Raw genomic sequence first — 19715 nt, forward strand, 5'->3', positions numbered from 1 at the left:
GTCAAGCAGGCTCAACTCTTATCCGCTCCTTACACGCAAGTGCCCGCTGACCTGCGTGGATTCCGTCCGCCGCGGCTGCGGGACAGGCACCCGAAGGAGTACGAGGACGACCACGGCGACGACGACCGCGCCGGCCACCCAGAGCGCGGCCTCCTTCCCGGTCCACCCCGCGTGCACCAGTACCCCCACCAGCACCGAGGAGAACGAGGCGGCCCCGAGCAGCACGACCGAACCCTGCGGGGTGAGCCCGGTCCGGCGCAGCCGGTGCGCGAGGTGGTCCGGGCCGCGCCGCAGCAGCGGACGCCGGGCGACGGACCGGGCGAGGACGACCAGCAGGGCGTCGGCGACGGCGACGGCGCCCAGGCAGAACACCACGGCCGCGCTCGGCCCGAGCGCGTACCCCGCGCGCGTGAAGACGACGGCGGAGGACAGCACGAACCCGGTGAACAGCGAGCCGCAGGCCCCGAGGCCGACCCGCGCCGGGTGCCAGTTGTGCATCAGGAAGCCGGTGAGGGCGGCGGCGACCACGCTCAGCAGCACCGCGAGGCCGTCCATCACCTCGGCGGCGGCGCAGGCGCCCACCCCGAAGGCGGTGATCACGCCGACCGTCCCGGCCAGCCCGTCGGCGTGGTCCAGCCCCCGGAAGGCGAGGGTGGTGAGCACGATCCAGCCGACGGCCAGCACCCCGCCCGGCAGACCCGTGTCGTCGTAGGGCACCACCCAGACCGCCGCCACGGCCGTACCGGCGACGAGCACCCGGGCGCGCAGCCGCCACACGTCGGCCACCAGGCCCAGGGCCGCGATCACGGCGGCGGCCGTCAGCAGGTCCCCGACGCCCTCTCCGAGCGGGGCCACCCGGCTCCACTGCCCCACCCCGGCGACCAGGCAGGTGACGACCACGACGGCGAGCCCGCCGAGCAGCGGGAGGGGACGCTGCCGGCGCCGGTCGAGGATCCCGGCCCGCAGGGCGGGCGCCCGGAGCGCCGCGGCGAGCACGGCGGTCAGGAGGAGGGCGGCGGTAGCGGCGGTGATCCCGTAGAGCACGGCTCTAAGGTAGGGGCGAAAGTATCAATTCGGTACGAATAACACGATCCGATTGCCTGGCGGCGATCCAGATCACCCCGCGCTCTGCTGCATCCCGACGGAAGATAGGGGTAGTCTCAGACGGACTACATAAGTTACCGCTTAGTAATGTCCGTCAGCCCAGACAGCTCGTTCCGACCGAGGCCGCTTCAGGAGCCCCAATGCAACTCGCCGCGATCATCGTGTCGCTGGTCCTGATCGTGGTCGGCGTGGCACTGTTCGGCCGCGCCCTCCTCCAGATCTACAACCACATGCGGCTGGGCCAGCCGGTACCGGCCGGTACGCGGACCGACGATCCCGCACAGCGCACCATGACCGTGGTCCGGGAGTTCCTCGGCCACACCCGCATGAACCGCTGGGGCATCGTCGGCGTGGCGCACTGGTTCGTGGCCGTCGGCTTCTTCACGCTGCTGCTGACGATCGTCAACGCGTTCGGGCAGCTGTTCAAGGCGGAGTGGATCCTGCCCGTCCTCGGCGACTGGGCCCCGTACAACGTCTACGTCGAGTTCATCGGCACGATGACCGTCGTCGGCATCCTCGTCCTGATCGCGGTCCGCCAGCTGAGCCATCCGCGCGACCCGGGCCGCAAGTCCCGCTTCGCCGGCTCCAACTTCGGCCAGGCGTACTTCGTCGAGGCCGTCATCCTCATCGTCGGCGTCTGCATCTTCATGCTGCACGCCCTCGAAGGCGCCCAGCACCACGTCGACGGCTACGAGGCCTCGTTCTTCATCTCGTACCCGGTCGTCGCCTGGCTGCGGGACATGGACCTCTCCACGCTCCAGAACCTCACCTACTTCTTCGCCGGCCTGAAGATCGCGACCAGCTTCATCTGGATGATCACGGTCTCCCTGAAGACCGACATGGGCGTGGCCTGGCACCGCTTCCTGGCCTTCCCGAACATCTGGTTCAAGCGCAACGCCGACGGCTCCACCGCGCTCGGCGCGCTCCAGCCGATGACCTCGGCCGGCAAGCCGATCGACTTCGAGGACCCGGGCGAGGACGACGTCTTCGGCGTCTCCCAGGTCGAGCAGTTCTCCTGGAAGGGCCTGCTGGACTTCTCCACCTGCACCGAGTGCGGCCGCTGCCAGTCGCAGTGCCCCGCCTGGAACACCGGCAAGCCGCTCTCCCCCAAGCTGCTGATCATGTCGCTGCGGGACCACGCGCACGCCAAGGCGCCGTACCTGCTCGCGGGCGGCGGCAAGACCATGGAGGGCGAGGAGAAGGCGTCCGAGGAGCAGCTGAAGGATGTCCCCGCCGCCGCCCTGGCCGAGGCCGAGCGCCCGCTGATCGGCACCGTCGAGGAGAACGGCGTCATCGACCCGGACGTGCTGTGGTCCTGCACCACCTGCGGCGCCTGCGTCGAGCAGTGCCCGGTGGACATCGAGCACGTCGACCACATCGTGGACATGCGCCGCTACCAGGTGATGATCGAGAGCGCCTTCCCGTCCGAGGCGGGCACGATGCTCAAGAACCTGGAGAAGAAGGGCAACCCCTGGGGCCTGGCGAAGAAGCAGCGCCTGGAGTGGACCAAGGAGGTCGACTTCGAGGTCCCGGTCGTCGGCAAGGACATCGAGGACCTCACCGAGGTCGAGTACCTGTACTGGGTCGGCTGCGCCGGCGCGCTGGAGGACCGCGCGAAGAAGACCACCAAGGCCTTCGCCGAGCTGCTGCACATCGCGGGCGTGAAGTTCGCGATCATGGGCGGCGACGAGAAGTGCACCGGTGACTCCGCCCGCCGCCTGGGCAACGAGCCGCTGTTCCAGCAGCTCGGCATGGAGAACGTCATGGCCCTGAACACGGCGTTCGGCGAGGAGCTGGACGACGAGGGCAAGGTCACGCCGGAGTCGAAGAAGCCGAAGGCGGCGAAGAAGATCGTCGCGACCTGCCCGCACTGCCTGAACACGATCGGCAACGAGTACCCGCAGCTCGGCGGCGACTACGAGGTCATCCACCACACCCAGTTGCTCCAGCACCTGGTGGACGAGGGCAAGCTGGTCCCCGTCACCCCGGTCGAGGGCATCATCACCTACCACGACCCCTGCTACCTGGGCCGCCACAACAAGATCTACACGCCTCCGCGCGAGATCATCGGCAAGGTCCCGGGTCTCAGGAACGAGGAGATGCACCGCCACAAGGAGCGCGGCTTCTGCTGCGGCGCCGGCGGCGCGCGGATGTGGATGGAGGAGCGGATCGGCAAGCGCATCAACAACGAGCGCGTCGACGAGGCCCTCTCCCTCAACCCCGACATCGTCTCCACCGCCTGCCCGTTCTGCCTGGTCATGCTCACCGACTCGGTGAACGGCAAGAAGAACGACGGCAAGGCCAAGGAGTCCGTCCAGGTCGTGGACGTCGCGCAGCTGCTGCTCGACTCCGTCAGGACGCCGGCCGACCCGGCGGGCGAGGCGGAGACCGAGAGCGCGCCGGAGCCGGAGCCGGTGAAGTAACCCCGCTCCCCGCGCGCGTACGGCGCCCCCTGCTTCGCACAGGCAGGGGGCGCCGTCGTGTGTCAGGGGCCGGGCTTTGGCGGTCTCCGCTACACGGTGCGGCTCAGGCGCTCTTGGGGCCGGCCTGCTGGACCACGTCGAAGGACCACAGGGTCGAGCCGGAGGCCGCGGGCTTCGGGCGCTCGCCGCCTTCTCCGCCGCCCTCGCCGCCGCCTTGGTGCGCGGCCTTCATCGGCCCCTCCATCCAGGCCTGGAAGGACTCCTCGTCCCGCCAGCGGGTGTAGACGAGGTACTGGTCGGTGCCCTCGACGGGCCGCAGCAGCTCGAACCACTCGAAGCCGTCGGAGTTCTCCACCGCGTGGGCCCGCGAGGCGAACCGCTTCTCCAGCACCTCCCGCTGCTCGGCGGGAACGGTCAGCACGTTGATCTTCACTACGCTCATGGACCCATCCTGGACCATGAGGCCCCGCCGAACGGCGCGGAACCCCGAGGGAATTCGGGGTACGGCGCCGGGCGGTCCCTTAGGGGATGTCACAGGTCGGCCGCAAAGCCGGGCCAGGGCCACAGGCCCCGTCACGCGGTCCGCCCGGACCAGGTACGTTCGATGACGTGGCTGGATTCAGGATCGGACGCGGGGACCGGAACGACCGTACCCCTCAAGGACAGCAGGCGCCCCAGGGACCGTCGCACGGCCGCGGGCACGGCCCCGCGCAGCCCGGGGGACCGTCGTACGGGCAGCCGCCGTACGGCCGCCCGGGCCCGTCGGGACCGGCGGGCCCCTCGTACGGCTACCCGTCGGCGCCGCAGCCGCCGTACCCGCACCAGGGACAGTCCTACGGCTACCCGGGCCCCGCGGACGACGGCCCCGAGTACTTCGGCGACGGCGGCCGAGCGGGTGGCGGCCACGGCGGGCACGGCGGGCACGGCGGGCACGACCCCTACGCGGCCGACCAGCCGGGCCACACCCAGGCGTTCTCCGTCGACGAGGCCGCGAGCTACACCCAGGGGGCGACCTACCAGGCCGGCTCGGCCCCCGCTCCGGCCGCCCCGATCGGCCCGCCCCTGCACTGGAAGGAACTGCTGAAGGGCATCGTCCTCGCCCCGAACGACACCTTCCTGCGCATGCGGGACTACACGATGTGGATCCCCGCCCTCATCGTGACCTTCCTCTACGGCCTGCTCGCCGTCTTCGGCTTCGACGGCGCCCGCCACGACGCGATCAGCGCGACGCTGTCCAACGCGGTGCCGATCGTGCTGGTGACGGCGGTCGTGATGGTGCTGGGCCTGTTCGTCCTCGGCGCGGTCACCCACACCCTGGCCCGCCAGCTCGGCGGCGACGGCGCCTGGCAGCCCACGGTGGGCCTGTCCATGCTGATCACGGCCCTCACCGACGCGCCCCGGCTGATCGTCGCCATGTTCTTCGGCGGCGACGCCGGCTTCGTCCAGATCCTCGGCTGGGTCACCTGGATCGCCGCCGCGCCCTGCTGACCCTGATGGTCTCCCGCTCCCACGACCTGCCCTGGCCGAGGGCGCTGGGCGCCTCGGCGATCCAGCTGATCGCGCTGCTGTCGATCGTGAAGCTCGGCACGTTCTGAGCGTGCGCGCACGCGAAAGGGCCCCCGGCTGCCGTGCCGGGGGCCCTTTCGCGTGCGTACCGGGCTCAGGCGTCGAGGACCTGTCCGGCCCGCTTCACGACCGGCGGCTCGACGCTCCACGGGAAGTTGATCCAGTCGTCGGTCCGCTTCCACACGTACTCGCACTTCACGAGGGAGTGGGACTTCTCGTAGACCACCGCGGAGCGCACCTCGGCGACGGTGTCCAGGCAGAAGTCGCGGACGAGCTTCAGCGTCTTGCCGGTGTCGGCCACGTCGTCGGTGATCAGCACCTTCTTGTCGGAGAAGTCGATCACGTTGGGAACCGGGGCGAGCATGACCGGCATCTCGAGGGTGGTGCCCACACCGGTGTAGAACTCCACGTTGACCAGGTGGATGTTCTTGCAGTCGAGGGCGTAGGCGAGCCCGCCGGCGACGAAGACACCGCCGCGGGCGATGCTCAGCACGATGTCCGGCTCGTACCCGTCGTCGGCGATGGTCTGCGCCAGCTCCCGGATCGCGGACCCGAACAGGTCGTAGGTCAGGTTCTCCCGCACTTCTGCGCTGCTCATGCTGTACTGGCCCTCACACCTGGGTCCGATGGAAATTGAGGAAGGACCGCGAGGCGGTCGGCCCGCGCTGCCCCTGGTACCGCGAGCCGTAGCGCTCACTGCCGTACGGGGACTCGGCGGGCGAGGTCAGCCGGAACATGCACAGCTGCCCGATCTTCATGCCCGGCCACAGCTTGATGGGGAGCGTGGCGAGGTTGGACAGCTCGAGGGTGACGTGCCCGCTGAAGCCGGGGTCGATGAACCCGGCGGTGGAGTGCGTGACCAGCCCGAGCCGCCCGAGCGAACTCTTCCCCTCGAGCCGCGAGGCGAGGTCGTCGGGAAGCGTGATGACCTCGTAGGTGGACGCCAGCACGAACTCCCCGGGATGCAGGATGAACGGCTCGTCGCCCTCGGGCTCCACCAGCCGCGTCAGGTCCGCCTGCTCGACGGAGGGGTCGATGTGCGGGTAGCGGTGGTTCTCGAACACCCGGAAGTAACGGTCCAGCCGCACGTCGATGCTCGACGGCTGGACCATGGATTCGTCATAGGGATCGATCCGTACCCGCCCGGCGTCGATCTCGGCCCGGATGTCCTTGTCTGAGAGAAGCACGTAGCGAGGATACGCAAGGCGCGCGGAACCATCGCAATCACGACGGCACCGCGCGCTCCCTGTCACGCTCCGGCTACTGCCGGTACCGCTTTGCCGCCTACCGCCGCTCCAGGACGACAGGCACCGCGCTCCGCAGCCGGGCGCACCGCGGACACCGCACGAGCCGGCCGGGGCCGAGCCGACCGGCCTGCTGCATCGGGAACGAAGCGGTGCTGAAGACGTGCCCGTCCGCGCAGCGGACGACGGTGCGTTCCATCAAGTCCCTCAAGTCCCTTCCCCAAGAGCCGCGTCCGGCGTTCTGCCCGGACGCCAAAAGCCACATTACGGGATCAAAGAGACGACTCTCTAGGCGGCACTCCGGCCCCCACGGTACGCCCCAACTCACCACCACCCACAGCCGGATCCCACCTGCGCCCCTGGAGCCCGGACCACCAGACTTCCGCGATGATGTAGAGTGAGCGAGCGTCCGGACAAGGACTTCTCGGAACTCCATGTCCGTACATACGCGGGTGTAGTTTAATGGTAGAACATCAGCTTCCCAAGCTGAGAGCGCGAGTTCGATTCTCGTCACCCGCTCCAGAGAAAAACCCCAGGTCAGCGGCCTGGGGTTTGTTTGTTGTCTAGTCCAATTCGAGGGTGGCGTGCCCTTCGCGTGCCCTAAGTCGAGGCAAGCGGGCGGGTCGAGGGGCCTTGCGCGGCAGTTGCGGGCCGCGCAACCCCGGATCGTCTCGGATCGCGAGATCGATTTCGCGTGATCCGCGCCATGGCCACGCAGCACGACTGGGACCGCAGCCATGCCCCACCACCCGGATGCGTCCGCTACAGCGCGAACTGCTGAGCCCGCCAGGGGCACCTCCCGACCCTGTTGGACGCACTCCATCCAGCAGCTCAAGCTCGTCACGGCACCTTCAGACCAGTGCGGCGCGACTCTCCCTCTACCGAGCCGTCGGCATCGCTGCCCTACCCGCCCCTGGACCTACCTGGTCAGCCAACAGACTCGCCAGCGCCCGAGGCCCCAGAGTGCTCAGAGCCCACAAGCTGCTGGCGTGCCGCGCCGTCTGCCAGAGGGGATCATCCGTGTCTACAGGGGTGCGGAACGGAACGACGGGGATGCCGTGGGCATCGAAGGGCGCGTGATCGAGGTAGCGCATGCCGCCGGTGCCGCACACGTAGTGGGTGCTGCCGGTGGCGGCCGCGAGGTCGGCGAGGCGCTCGGAGCGGCCTTGGCGGCACGGTATCCCGCTGCTGACGAGTACTTCGCCGTTCCATTCGAGGGCGGTCAATAGGGCGACCGTGGATACCTGGGCGATGCCGGCCACCCGGTCGGTCGTATCGATGCTGTCCAGTACCGCACCGAGGACATCACGCACGACAGGCCAGTGGCGGCTGCGGCGGTAGTACTGGCGCACAAGAAGTTCGATCGACCGGCGGGAACGGTGCCGATCCACGAGCCGGGCCTCGCTGATCAGCGTCGGCCGCCCGCGGGGCAGGTGCGTCGGCAGCGAGAGCCACTGCTGCCGAGCGGGGTCGTCCAGGGCGGCGAGACGGGCGCGGTGCTGGTAGTCGCGGCGGGCGAACTGTACGTCGTCGAGAACGATCCACCGGTCGGCGGCGAAGAGCTTCGCCAGCGTGGCCAGCCGGGGGAACAAGTTCGGCTGGTGGATCGCGCAGCGCCCGCCCGACGCGCCGACACCCAGCAGTTCAGGTACTGATGAGGCGGCTGTCGAAGCCGGCGCCGAGGAGGCGTTCGTAGGCGTCATACACATCCCCCGGTACCTCCTGCTCGACGGCGAAGCCGAGCTTCGGGTACTCGATCACCCGTTGCAGATCGCCGACAAGCATGTCCACGACCAGCTTCTCGTCACCGATGGACTTGATGTAGTCGTCCAGCTCCAGCGGCTCGGAAGCGCACACGACCTCCACCTCGGGCCAGAGCTTGCGGCAGGTGGCGTACGCACGCCGTTCCATGTACGGCTTGGAGATCAGCAGCAGCGACTCGACCGCAATGCCGGCCTCGGCCAGCAGCTCCCGCGAGAAGGTGATGTTCTGCCCGGTGTTCGCGGCCTTCGGCTCGACCAGGATCGCCTCGTCCGGCACGCCCAGGTTCAGCGCGTGCTCGCGGTAGTGGACGGCTTCGCCGCGTGGGAAGCGGGCACGGGTCGTGGGGCTGTTGCCACCGCTGAAGACCAGGACCGGGAACAGGCCGGCGCGGTAGAGATCGGCGGCCGTGGTCGCCACTCCGAGATCATGGCTTCCCAGGCCGATCGCCGCCGAGCAGGGCCGCTGTTCGTGGCCCATCTGGTGGTAGTCCCAGATCAGCGTCGCGTCGTGGAACTGCTCGTCGGTGATCTGGCGCTGCTCGTGCTGCGGCACTGGCACTCCCTGGCTCATCCCTGCTGGCCCTTCCGGATGCCCTCGATGCTGCGCAACTGGTGGCTCAGCCCGTACTGCCGGGCCACCTGCGCCGCCTGATCGAGGACGGACAGCCCATCATTCCGGGTCGCCGCGTCGGACAGAAGGATGTGCCCGTAGGCGGTGTCCAGCCGTACGCGCTGCATCGGGGAGTCGACCGTGCCGGTGGTGCGTGCGATGTCGATGTGGTGCAGGGCCTGGGTCAAGTCACCGGCTCCGCGGTGGGCCAAGGCCAGCTTCTGGTGGGCGACCGACCAGTCCTCCGGCTCGCCCAGGTCCTCGAAGGCGCGGGTCGCGGCCGTCATGACCCGGGTCGCGTACTCGTTGTCGCCGTCCTTGCTGAGGGCCGTACCCACCCAGAGCCGGGCCCTGGCCCGGTCGCGGAGGCTGAGACGCTCGTCATCGGCGAGGACTTCGTACTGGCGGGCGGAGGGCTGAAGCCGGCCCGACATCTCCTGGACGACCGCGAGCGAAAGCTCGATCTGGGCGACGCGGCGCGGGATACCCAGCTCCGTGAACATTCCTCGGGCGGTCAGGTAGGAGTGCCGGGCGGACAGCGGGCCGAGGATCGCTCCCTGGTCGCGCTGCACATCACCCAGCAGCACGAGGGAACGGCCGTAGAAGTAGAGGCCCTTGTGATCGAGCTGGTGTGGGTCAAGGCGTCCCAGCCAACGGTTCAAGAGGGTCGTGGCGAAGGGGAAGTTCTGGCGGCTGATGCAGACGACGGCGCGCTCGATGTCCTCGGTCCACGTCTCGTAGTCCGCCGGCCGCGTGCTCTTGCGGTCGGGATAGAGGAAGTTCTCGAACCGGGCCTGGGCGGCGGCGTCCGCACGGGCGAGCGCGGTGTCCAGAATGGCCTGCGTGTCCGGTCGGGGCTGGGTCTCCGTTCCGAGGCTCTCCCACTTTGCGACCGTACGCAGCGCGACACCTAGATGCTCGGCGAAGGCGCGCGTGCTCATGCGCAGCGCGGCGCGCAGGGCACTCGCTTCCCGGCCGGTCCACTGCTGCACACTGACCACGGATGACCTCCCTCCGTCATGTATGGAAGCACTCTCTGTGACCGCAAGGGGCGCAAAGTGCAACGGAAGTGCAACAGCAGGTCATTTCGTGGCCGTTCGCGGAAGCCGACGCTGTAACCATGGACGACGAAGTCATCACGGAACAACGCCCCGTCGCCTTCCCAAAGGTCTTCGGCTACCTGCGCTACGCGGCGGCGGCCCGGCCCGCCACGCCGCTCTCGTCGACTGCCTCGCCGAATACTGCCGACAGCACGAACTGACACTGTGCGGCGTCTTCACAGACCGCCAAGCGGCAATGGCCGTCCACTCCCCCGCCTTCGTCGGCTTGCTGGACGCGCTCGAACTGCCCGACACCTACAGCGCCGTGGTCCCGGCCCTCAGCCACCTCGGCCCGAAGCGGCTCGTCCCCGAACGGATGCGGCAGATAGCGGAGAAGGGCACCCGCCTGATCGTGATCCGCTCCACCGGGATGTCGGCGTTCCCGACGCGTTCCGGACACGCAAAGCCGCATCATCACCCAGGAGGCGCCTGATGTCCGTACGCGACGCCCTGAGGCGCGCTCCCATGGTCGCCGACGTGCCCGCCCTGCGACTGCTGCGGGTCGGCGATGGCTGGGACGTGCTGCGTACCCCGGCAGACATCGGGCTGCCGGCCCTGGCACACCTGCGGACCAGCGGGGTGAAGATCGGACCGGTGCTGTACGACGGCCCCAACGATCGCCTCTACTACGCGATCGGAACCGGCACCGCCGACACCTGGGAGGGTCTGCCGGTACGGCATCTCTCCAGCGACACGTGGCTCGTCGCGCCCAGCCTGGAACAGATCGACGACTGGTTCGGCGGCTGGTACGAGCTGCCCTACGACGACACCCTCACCGATGCCGACGCCCTCCGGGCCGCGCTGCGGCACCCGTACGTCAGCGCGGCCGTGAGGAAGGTGTACCGGTGAGTCCCCGAGCGTCGTGTGCCACAAGGAGTGGACCCTCCAGCCCGACCGGGAGCCGGACGCCGCGTCCATCACCTACGCGATGCAGTGCGGGGTCTGCGACGAGAGCTCTCCGACCAGTACCGACTTCGCCGAACCGCAGCGCTGGGTGTTCGAGCACGGTGGCCGTAATCCCTCACACCACACCTACCGGGAGATCATCACTCGGCCGTGGCGGGCGTGGTGGAGGCCCTGATAGCCGGACACTCGCACTGGCGCGCTTCGGCAGGCAAACCCAGCCGCACCTCCGAAGCACGCGCCGCCGACGGGTCGCTTCAGGGACTCCTTCGGCGGCCGAGGTATCTCGCTTCGTTCCGCGCCGCCGCGTCCATCGCGGCGTTACACCGACCGCTACCGCCCGCCCGGTAGCGTCACAATCCACCACCTGAGCAGGGAGAACACGTTGCAACCCATGCCTCTGAACAGGATCGCCAACGTCGTCGGTGGTCGCCTCGCCGACGTCCTCGATCCCGAAGCCCAGGTCACCCAGCCCGCGGTGTTCGACTCACGTGAGGCCACCACCGGGTCACTGTTCCTCGCCCTTGAGGGAGAGCACACCGACGGCCATGCCTACGCCGAGGCCGCCATCAACAAGGGGGCCACCGCCGCGCTCGTCACCCGGCCGGTCGGTGTCCCCGCGATCGTCGTGGACGACGTCCTGCGGGCGCTCGGCCGACTCGGGCACTTCCTGCTGCACGACGGGCTCGCCGCGGCAAAGGTGGTGGCCATCACCGGCTCGGCCGGCAAGACCAGCACGAAGGACCTGATCGCTCAAGTGCTGCCGGGCAACGTCGTATCCACTCCGCAGTCCTTCAACAACGAGATCGGCCTCCCGCTGACCATCACCATGGCCGACAGGCACACCGACTACCTCGTGCTGGAGATGGGCGCACGCCACATCGGCGACATCCGCGACCTCACCCGGATCGCACCGCCGGGCATCAGCGTCGTCACCAACGTCGGTACCGCTCATGTCGGCGAGTTCGGGGGCCGCGAGAACATCGCGGAGGCCAAGGGGGAGATCGTGGAAGCGGTCCAGCCGGGCGGGCTCGCCGTTCTCAATGCCGACGACGACTTCGTGGACGTGATGCGCAACCGCACCCAGGCCCGCGTCGTCACCTACGGCCTCGCAGCGGAGGCGACCATCCGCGCCACCGGCATCAAGATCGACGGGCAGGGCCGCGCCTCCTACACCCTCGTCACCCCGGAAGGACGAGCCGGCGTACGGCTCCAGTTCGTCGGCGACGTCCAGGTCCACAACAGCCTCGCTGCCGCCGCCGTCGCCCGGGAAGCCGGCCTCGACGTGGAGAGGATCGCCGCCCGCCTGTCCGAAGCCCTGCCCCGCTCCCGCTGGCGGATGGAGACCACCACCAGGCCGGACGGCGTCACGATCATCAATGACGCCTACAACGCCAACCCGCACTCGATGCGCCACTCTCTGGACGCCCTGGCAGCCATGACCCGCGGCCAGGACCAGCGTTCCGTCGCCGTACTCGGCCGGATGAACGAGCTGGGCGACGACGCCCGCAGCGCACACGAGGAGATCGGCCGGTACGCGGCCGGACTGGGGCTCGATCACATCATCCTGGTGGGAGGGGACGAAGCCGGATGGATGCAGCAGGGTGCCGGCGGGGTCGACGGAAGGGCCGTGCACCTGCCCGACCAGGACGCTGCCCTCGAACTGCTCCACAGGATCCTCCGCGCCGGGGACGTCGTCCTGGTCAAGGCGAGTCGCGGGGTCCAGCTGCAGCAGCTCGCCGACGCGCTGCTGCAACCGAACCCCTGACCCCTGAGCGGTCAGACAGCCGTACCGACGGTGTCGCCAAGCACGGTCCGCAGTACTTGGCCCGCCTCGGCGATGTCACCAGGCCCCATCAGCACCACCACGTCCCCGGGCCGGGCCAGCGACGCCGTGCGGACGGCGGCCTCGGCCCGGTCGGGCTCCACGTGCCGGCATGTGCCACCCGCGGCGTTGATGCGGGCGGACAGCGTCTCCAGCCCGGCCACGGCGAAGGGCTGGGCGCTGCCAGTGACCACCACCTCGTCACTGGCCGACAGGGCCTCCCCGAACCTCCGGCCGAAGACCGTCAGCCGGGTGGGGCCGGACGGCTGGAACACCGTGATCACCCGGCCCTGCTCCCCGGCCACCGAACGCGCGGCGGCGAGGTCCGCGCGCACCTCGTCGGGGTGATGGGCGTAGGAGTCGTACACCCGGACGCCTCCCGCCTCGAAGGCAGACGTCATGCGGCGCACCACACCGTCGAAGTACCGCAGCTGCTCCACCGCCTGGCCGCAGTCCTGGCCCAGCACGTGCAGCGTGATGACGGTGGCAGCGGCGTTCAGCAGTTGGTGCCCGCCTACGGTGCGCAGGTCGAGCGCGTACCCCGCCCCTCCCGGTCCGACGAGCACCGCACTGTTGCCCCGGCCCTTGGTGGACACCTCGGTCAGCCGCCAGTCCGCAGACGTAGAGAAGCCGAACGTCACCACCCCCGGTCCGTTCTCGGCCGCGGTCAGGCGGGAGGCGAGTTCCAGACCGCCCGACGAATCGATGCCGACCACAGCCGTGCCGCCTTCGCGCAGACCCAGCGCGAGGCCGCTCTCGAAGACGTCGACGACCTGCTCCTCGTCGTCGTAGACCTCGGGATGGTCGTAGCCGATGTTGGTGATCACGGCCACGTCCATGTTCATACCGACGTGCGAGCGGTCCGACTCGTCGACCTCCGCGACGAAGAAAGAGCCCTGCCCGGCGTGACCGCCGCTGCCCGGCACGTCGAGGTCCGCTCCGACCGCGTACGACGGTTCCTGCCCGAGGCGCGCGAGGGCGAAGGCGAGCATGCCCGCGGTGCTCGACTTGCCGTGCGTCCCCATCACGGCGACCTTCTTAGGCTGTGCGGCCATCAACGCGTTCAGGACCGTCGACCGGTGCACGACCGGCACGCCGAGCGCTCGCGCCGCACGGATCTCCGGGTTGTCCGGTCCGATGGCGTGCGGAACACGACCGCAGTCGCGTCAGCCGGGACGTGCTCGGCCGCGTGACCCGTGTGCACCCGCACGTTGAGACGAGCCAGCGCCTTCAGGGCCTCCGTGACCCAGACATCGCTGCCCGACACGGTGAACCCCCGCTCGGCGCACACCCGCGCCACCGGGAGCATGCCGGTGCCTCCGACACCGACGAAGTGCACCCGGCTCAGGTCGATCGGCCCGCCGGCCGACAGATCCGGTGTGATCGTGGGGACTGCGGTTTCTGCCATGAAACAGCCTCCTCCGAGGCGACGACCGCCGCCTCTGACAACCAGCGCGCCCGTGTTGCCGGGCGCACGGCAACAGTCCCGCCAGGCCCCTCGGACCGTCTACGACCTGCGGCGTTGCGGATGCGTTCGCAACACGACCCCCGGGCTCACGCAGGACCATGGTGTTCGGAGAGCACCAGATGAGGGCCCCGAACTACGCGCTCGCGCTGGCCTTAGCTGAGGCGGGCTGGAACAACAGCGAGACCGCCCGACGGATCAACGCCTTGGCCCAGGAACGGGGCCACCACGGCGTCGCTGCTGATCGGTCACGGGTCAGCCGATGGATACGGCGAGGCGAGAAGCCACGCCCACCTGTCCCGGAACTCCTCGCCGACTTACTCACTGGGCACCTGCACCGGCCCTATACGCCCGGACTCCTCGGGATCGGCCCGTCCCACAGCGTGTTGATCCACTTGGACCCGACCGAACACCGCGCCTTGGCCAGGAACGCGGCCGTCGCCAATATGTCCGCCGAACAGTACGCCCAAGTGCTTCTTCGGCTTGCCCTCACCCAACGTGACATTAGGTAGCCATTTGGGGGCATTGCTCCCGATCTGCATGGTGGTCTCGTGGCCATGACGTCATGCGAGTCCAAGTGCTGGGCAAGAAAGGTAGGGGACCCAAGTGCCCTGGCCCACGATAGGCGGCCGCGCGACAGCCAACCCGTCGATGCCTGATCTACGCAGTGAGGGACCATGACAGTGCGGGAGCGGAGTGCACAACGGGTGTTCAGTACTCCGGACCCCAGCTAATCTGATCAAGTGCCATCGGGGAGGGTGGCCGGCGGTTCAAGGGGAGGGGGCCCGTGAACGGTGCCCAGCGCATGTACGCATATGTCAAGTTCATGGAGAAGCTGGCCGAGTTACATGGCGAAGCTTTTGAGGGTTTCTTCCACGACGTGATGTGCGCCCGGTATCCAGACTTTCTCGATGTGCGAACGCACGGCAACCTCGGGGACCAGGGCTCCGACGGCCTCAGTCTGCACGGCGGTAAGTTGTACGCCTGCTACGCGCCTGCAACCTTCGATGTCGCCAAGGTCCGCAAGAAGTTCCATGACGACCTGGACTCCGCGCGGCGACAGCGACCGGGCCAGTTCAGCACGTTCGTCTTCGTCCACAATGACCTCCGCGGGATCCATCCCGAGGTCGCCACCATGTTGGCCGAAGCGCGCACCGCGCACACCCCCTCCGGTTCGAACAGATGGGACGCAGGCGCCTGTGGACCGAGTTGCTGCCCCTACCTCGTGAGACAGTCGAGTACGTTCTTGGCTGCGAGATACCCATCGAGGAACAGATATACGGGGTAGGCATGGGCGACCTCGCCCCACTGCTCGGCCGGTTGAAGGAGCAGCGTCGGACCGCTGATCCGCTGATGAGCCTGGCCGAGGTCAGCGACAGAAAACTCGACTTCAACGGGATCACCGGAGAGGTACGGGATGACCTGGTAGATGGCATGCGGTACACGCATCTCGTAGCTCAGTACTACGCCGGCGTGTATGACCCGTTCGAGCACGACGAGGTGGCCGCTGCATTCACTCAGGAGTACTTGGTCGCACGTGAGCGCAACAGTGACCCCGACCTGATCCTTCTCGACCTCCAGCACTACATCCACGGCAACCGCCTCCAGAGCTCACGAGAACTGAGTGCAGGCTGGGTCGTTCTGGCCCACTTCTTCGAGCACTGCCACATTTTCGAGAACGCCCCGGAGCGATGGTTCCAGCGGACTACCCAGTGGGCCGGGGAGCGGCTGACATGCTGACCCCAACCAAGGGCATCGCCCCCGATCGGTCCCTGCTCGCTGTCGGCGCCCAAATTCTCCAGGAACTGGACAGTCCCCTGACTGTCAGCCAGGCGTGGGCGCGGCTCAAGACGCGTCGCTCTGAACTCGGTCACGGTTCGCCCGTCTCCTTCGGCTGGTTCGTGCTCGCTTTGGATGTCCTGCACGCCCTCGGGGCGGTTGAGATGCGTGACGAGCTGCTGATGCCCAGGAGGCCCTGATGCTCCGCCGACTGAGCGCCGATGACCCGAGGTTCCGCCGCATTGACTTCTCCGCTGGCCTCAATCTCCTTGTAGCGAGCACTGCCGATGGTTCTGGCGACAAGGACAGCCGAAACGGCACTGGCAAGTCCAGCATGATTGAGCTCCTGCATTTTCTCCTCGGCGCACGCGCCGACAAGCGGAGCCTGCCGACACGCAAGGCTCTCCGGAAAATCGCCTTCAGTCTCGAACTGGACTGGCCGAGTGCGGACGGTGGACTACTCACCGTCACCCGGAGCGGAGCACACCCGGAAGTCGTGCGGCTGAGCCAGGACGTCGGTGCGAACGAGCCAGAACACGAGTCTCTCTTCGACGTCGATGACGCGGGTCCTGTGGATATCCCGGCATCTCGATGGACAAAATTGCTCGAAAAAGAACTTTTCAGGCTAAGTGGGACGCATACTGGGCTGAGTGGGCGCACAATGCTTTCCTTTTTGATCCGTCGAATCTCCTCTCACGCCTTCAATGCACCAACACGTACGAACAGCCAGCAATCGGAGGCTGACGCGGCCACCAACCTCGCGTATCTCCTCGGCCTCGACTGGAAGCTCGCTGGCGGTTACCGCGAGATCTCTGCGCGGGAAGCCACCCGTCGTCAACTGCGCCAGGCCGTCAACGACCCGGTGTGGGGACGGATCGTGGGCAGCACAGCAGAGCTCCGGGGCCAGATCACCATCGCCGAGGAGGACGTACGACGACTTGAGGAGCAGATCAAGGCGTTCCGCGTAGTGCCGCAGTACGAAGAGCTGAAACAACGTGCCGACGAGATCGACCGTGAGATTCGAGCCCTCAACTCCCAGGACTCCATCGATCGACGGAACCTGTCAGACCTGCAAACGGCGGTGCGGGACATCACCGACAGCGACGTCAGATATCTGGAACCCGTCTACCGAGAGCTGGGCATCTTGCTGGGTGACCAGGTCAAACGACGCTTTGATGACGTGAAGGACTTCCACAGGTCGATCATCCGCAACCGACAGCGCTACCTCGCCGAAGAGGTCGAGTCCCTCGAGAACAGGCTCGCTGAACGCGCAATGCGGCGCGAGCGACTGGGCGTCGAACTCCAGCAGGTCCTGCGCACTCTCAACGACGGTGGCGCCTTGGAAGCCCTGACCGCGCTGCAACAAGCCCTGGCACAAAAGCAGGCATCGGTGGAAGCCCTGCGTCACCGCTACGAGGCAGCCCAGACACTGGAAGCCAGTGCCCTGGAGATCAAAGCCAAGCGCCTCGACCTTCAGCGTGCTCTCAAGGACGATCTGGACGAACGAGCCACACAGACCAGCGAAGCTACGGTCCTCTTCTCCGAGTTCGCCCAACGGCTGTACGGCTCAGGACGTCAGGCGTATCTAGAATTCGACGCCGGCCCCAGCAGCTTGCGGATCGTCCCACACGTCGACAGTGACGACAGTCGCGGTATCGGCAACATGGTGATCTTCTGCTTCGACCTCACCATGGCCGTCGTCGCACACAGGCACGGACGAGGTCCTGACTTCCTCGTCCACGACAGCCATCTCTTCGACGGTGTCGACGACAGGCAGCTCCGTGACGCCCTGGAATTGGCAGCGGAAGTAGCGGAACGCGAAGGGATGCAGTACATCGCCACGCTCAATTCCGACGACTTGGAGAAGGCGCAGCGCAGAGGGTACGACGCGTCGGGCAAGACGCTGCCGGTGCGCTTGGACGACGAGTATGACGACGGAGGGCTGTTCGGGTTCCGCTTTTAAAGTCAGCGGCGCCATGCGCGGCGCCCTTTCGCGAGGACTTGTGGGTGATGCGGCCGCATCTAAGCACCCACGACGATGCGGTCGAGCGCCCGTAGACGGCCTTCGGACGGTACCTCCGACCCCCACCCGATCAGCAAACGAGAGGACGCACCGGTACCGCGATGCGCGAGTTCACCAACCACAAGGCACAGCACACGGTCGACATTCTGCGCGCCTTCTACCTGGAGACCCTGAACTTCTCCGAAACCAATCCTGAGGCGACGCTGACCGACTTCGAGCAACACTTGCGTCAGCGGGTCGACGCCTTGGAGGCGGAAATGGAGGCGGGTAAGAAAGCAGCCCAGGCAGCCGTCGGGACCAAGCCCCTGTCCGGCCCCCTGGCCGACCCCGAGCGCCAGCGAGCGTTCCGTCAGCTACAAGACGCGGGGCCACCGGCGACAGAGCCCGAGAGGGAAGCCTGGTGGGAGAAACGCAGGGCGGTGATCGACGAGATCAGAGCGCAGGGGCTGGCGGAGGCCCTCGACTGGGTGTGCCGTGACTGCGGCGCCCCGGTTGGGGTCGCTTGCCGCACGGCCGGCGGCAGGCCCACGAAGAAGCCTCACTTCCTTCGGGCCACTGACGCCGAAGCGCCGTACAACCACGCGTACGGCTTGCGCTGAACGCCGGATCATCGGCCTCGCCTGACCGAGCCACGTCCCCTCAGGACGGCGGGGCGTGTGGCGTAGTGCCATACGCCCCCGCCGGCCGTTTCAGGCTTCGCGCGCCTGCAGCTGATTAGCCGCCGCTTGTCGCTCTCCGTAGAAGCTTTCAGTGCGCTACGCCTTGGGTCTTTTCGTTGCCGCGCGAGCCGCCTTCGCGTTGGCAGCCCCGTTGAGTCGTGCCAGATGGGCGCGTTGCGATACTTTGCCACCGAAGGAGGACCAGCCGTAAAGGGACGCAATCAGTTCGGCTGCGACGGCTGCCGCCGAGGCTGATGCGGCGGTGGCCCTGGACATTATTGCAGGGGGCCTGGCCGCCCACCGACCTCTGCTCTGTACGGCCGTGATGGCACATTGCTCAGACCAGATCTCGAAGACCTGGGTGAGCCGGGCAAAGAAGGCAGCCACAGCGGCCAAGCATCCGTAGAAGGCGATGAGCCCTCCACCAATGCGGGCCGGGACACCCGGAGTCGGTGCGTGGTCGGTCCAAGGCCAGCCCATGACTGAGTACACGACGGCCAGGCCGGCCGTAGCGCCGAGCCATGCAGACCCGATCAGACACTCAGGAATGCCGTCGTAATCATCCGACTCATCATCGCCCTTGTCGGGCCGTCGTCCAGCGCGAGTCGGATTACTTGACGTCTTCTTCCCGTAGGGAGGGAGAATGACCTGCCACAGGCCGCCGTGAACGTCACCGCCCACAAACGTGCCGGATCCGTGGTTGTGCTGCTCCCGGTGCTCAGTGTCCGCCATCTGGAATCCCGCCATAGTGCACGGTCATGCCACCATGAACGTCACCGCCGATGAACGTTCCCGTTCCGGTGTTGTACTGGTTCCAGACCTTCGACGCCAGCGGAGTGACTACTCCGAGGTCGCCCACCTCGCCCATGGCGTCGCGATGCTCGTCAAGGTACCGAGCGATGAGCTGCATCCAGACGGTCGCCGCTAGTTCGTGGGCCTCTGGAGAGGACGAGGCGAGAGCCGCGGCAGTGTCATCGACTGCCTGAACGGCCGACCTCTGTTGGTCCGGATCGGCCCGGCGAAAGAAGTGCGCGACCTTCTGGCGTATCTGCTCGGCACCAGACGTGGCGATGGCCGCAACAAGCGTGGCGGCCGCACCCGTGGCCACTGCAGTTAATTCGGCGTCGTACATGATCGAGTCGTCTCCCCGCGCGTGGTGATGCACTCCAGGAGAACTTACCGTGCAGGACTGACACTTCGAGGGGACAATGCACGCACACCTCGCGGCCCTTGCCTACCCCTTCCCGGAGC

21 protein-coding genes, 1 tRNA gene and 1 pseudogene are annotated in these 19715 nt (G+C 67.7%); 12 read left to right on the forward strand and 11 right to left on the reverse strand.

Going from position 1 to position 19715, the window contains the following annotated elements; genetic code table 11:
- Positions 1 to 18: 18 nt before the first annotated feature.
- Positions 19 to 1044: an MraY family glycosyltransferase gene (locus tag SCK26_RS17525; RefSeq protein ID WP_318202242.1), complete on the reverse strand. Its 1026-nt coding sequence runs from the start codon at positions 1042 to 1044 to the stop codon at positions 19 to 21.
- A gap of 200 nt (positions 1045 to 1244) precedes the next feature.
- Between SCK26_RS17525 and SCK26_RS17530 the strand changes: the two genes are divergently transcribed.
- Positions 1245 to 3527, forward strand: a complete 2283-nt coding sequence (locus SCK26_RS17530) for a (Fe-S)-binding protein (protein WP_318202243.1) — start codon at positions 1245 to 1247, stop codon at positions 3525 to 3527.
- 103 nt (positions 3528 to 3630) lie between these two features.
- Here the strand turns inward: SCK26_RS17530 and SCK26_RS17535 are convergent, their stop codons facing one another.
- Positions 3631 to 3969 (reverse strand): antibiotic biosynthesis monooxygenase family protein, encoded by a 339-nt coding sequence (locus SCK26_RS17535; protein ID WP_318202244.1) that lies wholly within the window; start codon positions 3967 to 3969, stop codon positions 3631 to 3633.
- Positions 3970 to 4136: 167 nt separating this feature from the next.
- Here SCK26_RS17535 and SCK26_RS17540 point away from each other — a divergent pair.
- A pseudogene (locus SCK26_RS17540) lies at positions 4137 to 5122 on the forward strand (YIP1 family protein).
- Positions 5123 to 5187: 65 nt separating this feature from the next.
- On the opposite strand, the gene SCK26_RS17545 reads toward SCK26_RS17540, so the two are convergent.
- Both SCK26_RS17545 and dcd read right to left on the reverse strand, forming a co-directional pair.
- Complete coding sequence (locus SCK26_RS17545) at positions 5188 to 5691, reverse strand: phosphoribosyltransferase (protein WP_318202245.1); 504 nt, start codon at positions 5689 to 5691, stop codon at positions 5188 to 5190.
- A gap of 13 nt (positions 5692 to 5704) precedes the next feature.
- Positions 5705 to 6280: a dCTP deaminase gene (dcd, locus tag SCK26_RS17550; protein WP_318202246.1), complete on the reverse strand. Its 576-nt coding sequence runs from the start codon at positions 6278 to 6280 to the stop codon at positions 5705 to 5707.
- A 505-nt stretch (positions 6281 to 6785) separates the two neighbouring features.
- Here dcd and SCK26_RS17555 point away from each other — a divergent pair.
- Positions 6786 to 6859, forward strand: a tRNA-Gly gene (locus SCK26_RS17555).
- A 356-nt stretch (positions 6860 to 7215) separates the two neighbouring features.
- Here the strand turns inward: SCK26_RS17555 and SCK26_RS17560 are convergent.
- The 3 genes from SCK26_RS17560 to SCK26_RS17570 are packed head-to-tail and all read right to left on the reverse strand — an operon-like array spanning position 7216 to position 9711.
- Complete coding sequence (locus tag SCK26_RS17560; protein WP_318202247.1) at positions 7216 to 8040, reverse strand: WbqC family protein; 825 nt, start codon at positions 8038 to 8040, stop codon at positions 7216 to 7218.
- A complete protein-coding gene (locus SCK26_RS17565) occupies positions 7982 to 8671 on the reverse strand; it encodes a YdcF family protein (RefSeq protein ID WP_318202248.1) in 690 nt (229 codons plus the stop codon). The genes SCK26_RS17560 and SCK26_RS17565 overlap by 59 nt, the downstream gene beginning before the upstream one ends.
- The gene (locus tag SCK26_RS17570) at positions 8668 to 9711 is read right to left on the reverse strand and encodes a hypothetical protein (RefSeq protein ID WP_318202249.1); all 1044 of its coding nucleotides are present in this window, start codon (positions 9709 to 9711) and stop codon (positions 8668 to 8670) included. The genes SCK26_RS17565 and SCK26_RS17570 overlap by 4 nt, the downstream gene beginning before the upstream one ends.
- 119 nt (positions 9712 to 9830) lie before the next feature.
- On the opposite strand from SCK26_RS17570, the gene SCK26_RS17575 reads away from it, so the two are divergent.
- The 5 genes from SCK26_RS17575 to SCK26_RS17595 all read left to right on the forward strand — a co-directional run bounded on the left by SCK26_RS17575 (position 9831) and on the right by SCK26_RS17595 (position 12481).
- On the forward strand, positions 9831 to 9971 hold the full coding sequence (locus SCK26_RS17575; RefSeq protein ID WP_318202250.1) for a hypothetical protein: 141 nt from the start codon (positions 9831 to 9833) through the stop codon (positions 9969 to 9971).
- Positions 9972 to 10006: 35 nt separating this feature from the next.
- The gene (locus SCK26_RS17580; protein ID WP_318202251.1) at positions 10007 to 10243 is read left to right on the forward strand and encodes a hypothetical protein; all 237 of its coding nucleotides are present in this window, start codon (positions 10007 to 10009) and stop codon (positions 10241 to 10243) included.
- Complete coding sequence (locus tag SCK26_RS17585; protein ID WP_318202252.1) at positions 10243 to 10659, forward strand: hypothetical protein; 417 nt, start codon at positions 10243 to 10245, stop codon at positions 10657 to 10659. The genes SCK26_RS17580 and SCK26_RS17585 overlap by 1 nt, the downstream gene beginning before the upstream one ends.
- A 13-nt stretch (positions 10660 to 10672) precedes the next feature.
- Positions 10673 to 10891, forward strand: a complete 219-nt coding sequence (locus SCK26_RS17590) for a hypothetical protein (protein WP_318202253.1) — start codon at positions 10673 to 10675, stop codon at positions 10889 to 10891.
- 207 nt (positions 10892 to 11098) lie between these two features.
- Positions 11099 to 12481 (forward strand): UDP-N-acetylmuramoyl-tripeptide--D-alanyl-D-alanine ligase, encoded by a 1383-nt coding sequence (locus SCK26_RS17595; protein ID WP_412080757.1) that lies wholly within the window; start codon positions 11099 to 11101, stop codon positions 12479 to 12481.
- A gap of 11 nt (positions 12482 to 12492) precedes the next feature.
- Here SCK26_RS17595 and SCK26_RS17600 read toward each other — a convergent pair whose 3' ends face one another.
- From SCK26_RS17600 to SCK26_RS17610, 3 genes are all read right to left on the reverse strand, one after another.
- Positions 12493 to 13593: a glutamate ligase domain-containing protein gene (locus SCK26_RS17600; RefSeq protein WP_318202255.1), complete on the reverse strand. Its 1101-nt coding sequence runs from the start codon at positions 13591 to 13593 to the stop codon at positions 12493 to 12495.
- A gap of 8 nt (positions 13594 to 13601) precedes the next feature.
- Positions 13602 to 13946, reverse strand: a complete 345-nt coding sequence (locus SCK26_RS17605; RefSeq protein WP_318202256.1) for a Mur ligase domain-containing protein — start codon at positions 13944 to 13946, stop codon at positions 13602 to 13604.
- Between the two features lie 901 nt (positions 13947 to 14847).
- Complete coding sequence (locus SCK26_RS17610) at positions 14848 to 15102, reverse strand: hypothetical protein (protein WP_318202257.1); 255 nt, start codon at positions 15100 to 15102, stop codon at positions 14848 to 14850.
- Positions 15103 to 15293: 191 nt separating this feature from the next.
- Between SCK26_RS17610 and SCK26_RS17615 the strand changes: the two genes are divergently transcribed.
- From SCK26_RS17615 to SCK26_RS17630, 4 genes are all read left to right on the forward strand, one after another.
- Complete coding sequence (locus SCK26_RS17615) at positions 15294 to 15743, forward strand: ABC-three component system protein (protein WP_318202258.1); 450 nt, start codon at positions 15294 to 15296, stop codon at positions 15741 to 15743.
- Entirely contained in the window at positions 15737 to 15982 is a 246-nt protein-coding gene (locus SCK26_RS17620; RefSeq protein WP_318202259.1) for an ABC-three component system middle component 6, read from the forward strand. Before SCK26_RS17615 ends, SCK26_RS17620 begins: the two co-directional genes overlap by 7 nt.
- Positions 15982 to 17745 (forward strand): ABC-three component system protein, encoded by a 1764-nt coding sequence (locus tag SCK26_RS17625; RefSeq protein WP_318202260.1) that lies wholly within the window; start codon positions 15982 to 15984, stop codon positions 17743 to 17745. The genes SCK26_RS17620 and SCK26_RS17625 overlap by 1 nt, the downstream gene beginning before the upstream one ends.
- Before the next feature lie 161 nt (positions 17746 to 17906).
- Complete coding sequence (locus SCK26_RS17630) at positions 17907 to 18404, forward strand: hypothetical protein (RefSeq protein WP_318202261.1); 498 nt, start codon at positions 17907 to 17909, stop codon at positions 18402 to 18404.
- A 778-nt stretch (positions 18405 to 19182) separates the two neighbouring features.
- On the opposite strand, the gene SCK26_RS17635 is transcribed toward SCK26_RS17630, so the two are convergent.
- Entirely contained in the window at positions 19183 to 19596 is a 414-nt protein-coding gene (locus SCK26_RS17635; protein WP_318202262.1) for a hypothetical protein, read from the reverse strand.
- Positions 19597 to 19715: the final 119 nt, after the last annotated feature.

The organism is Streptomyces sp. SCL15-4 (assembly GCF_033366695.1).
GTDB lineage: Bacteria > Actinomycetota > Actinomycetes > Streptomycetales > Streptomycetaceae > Streptomyces.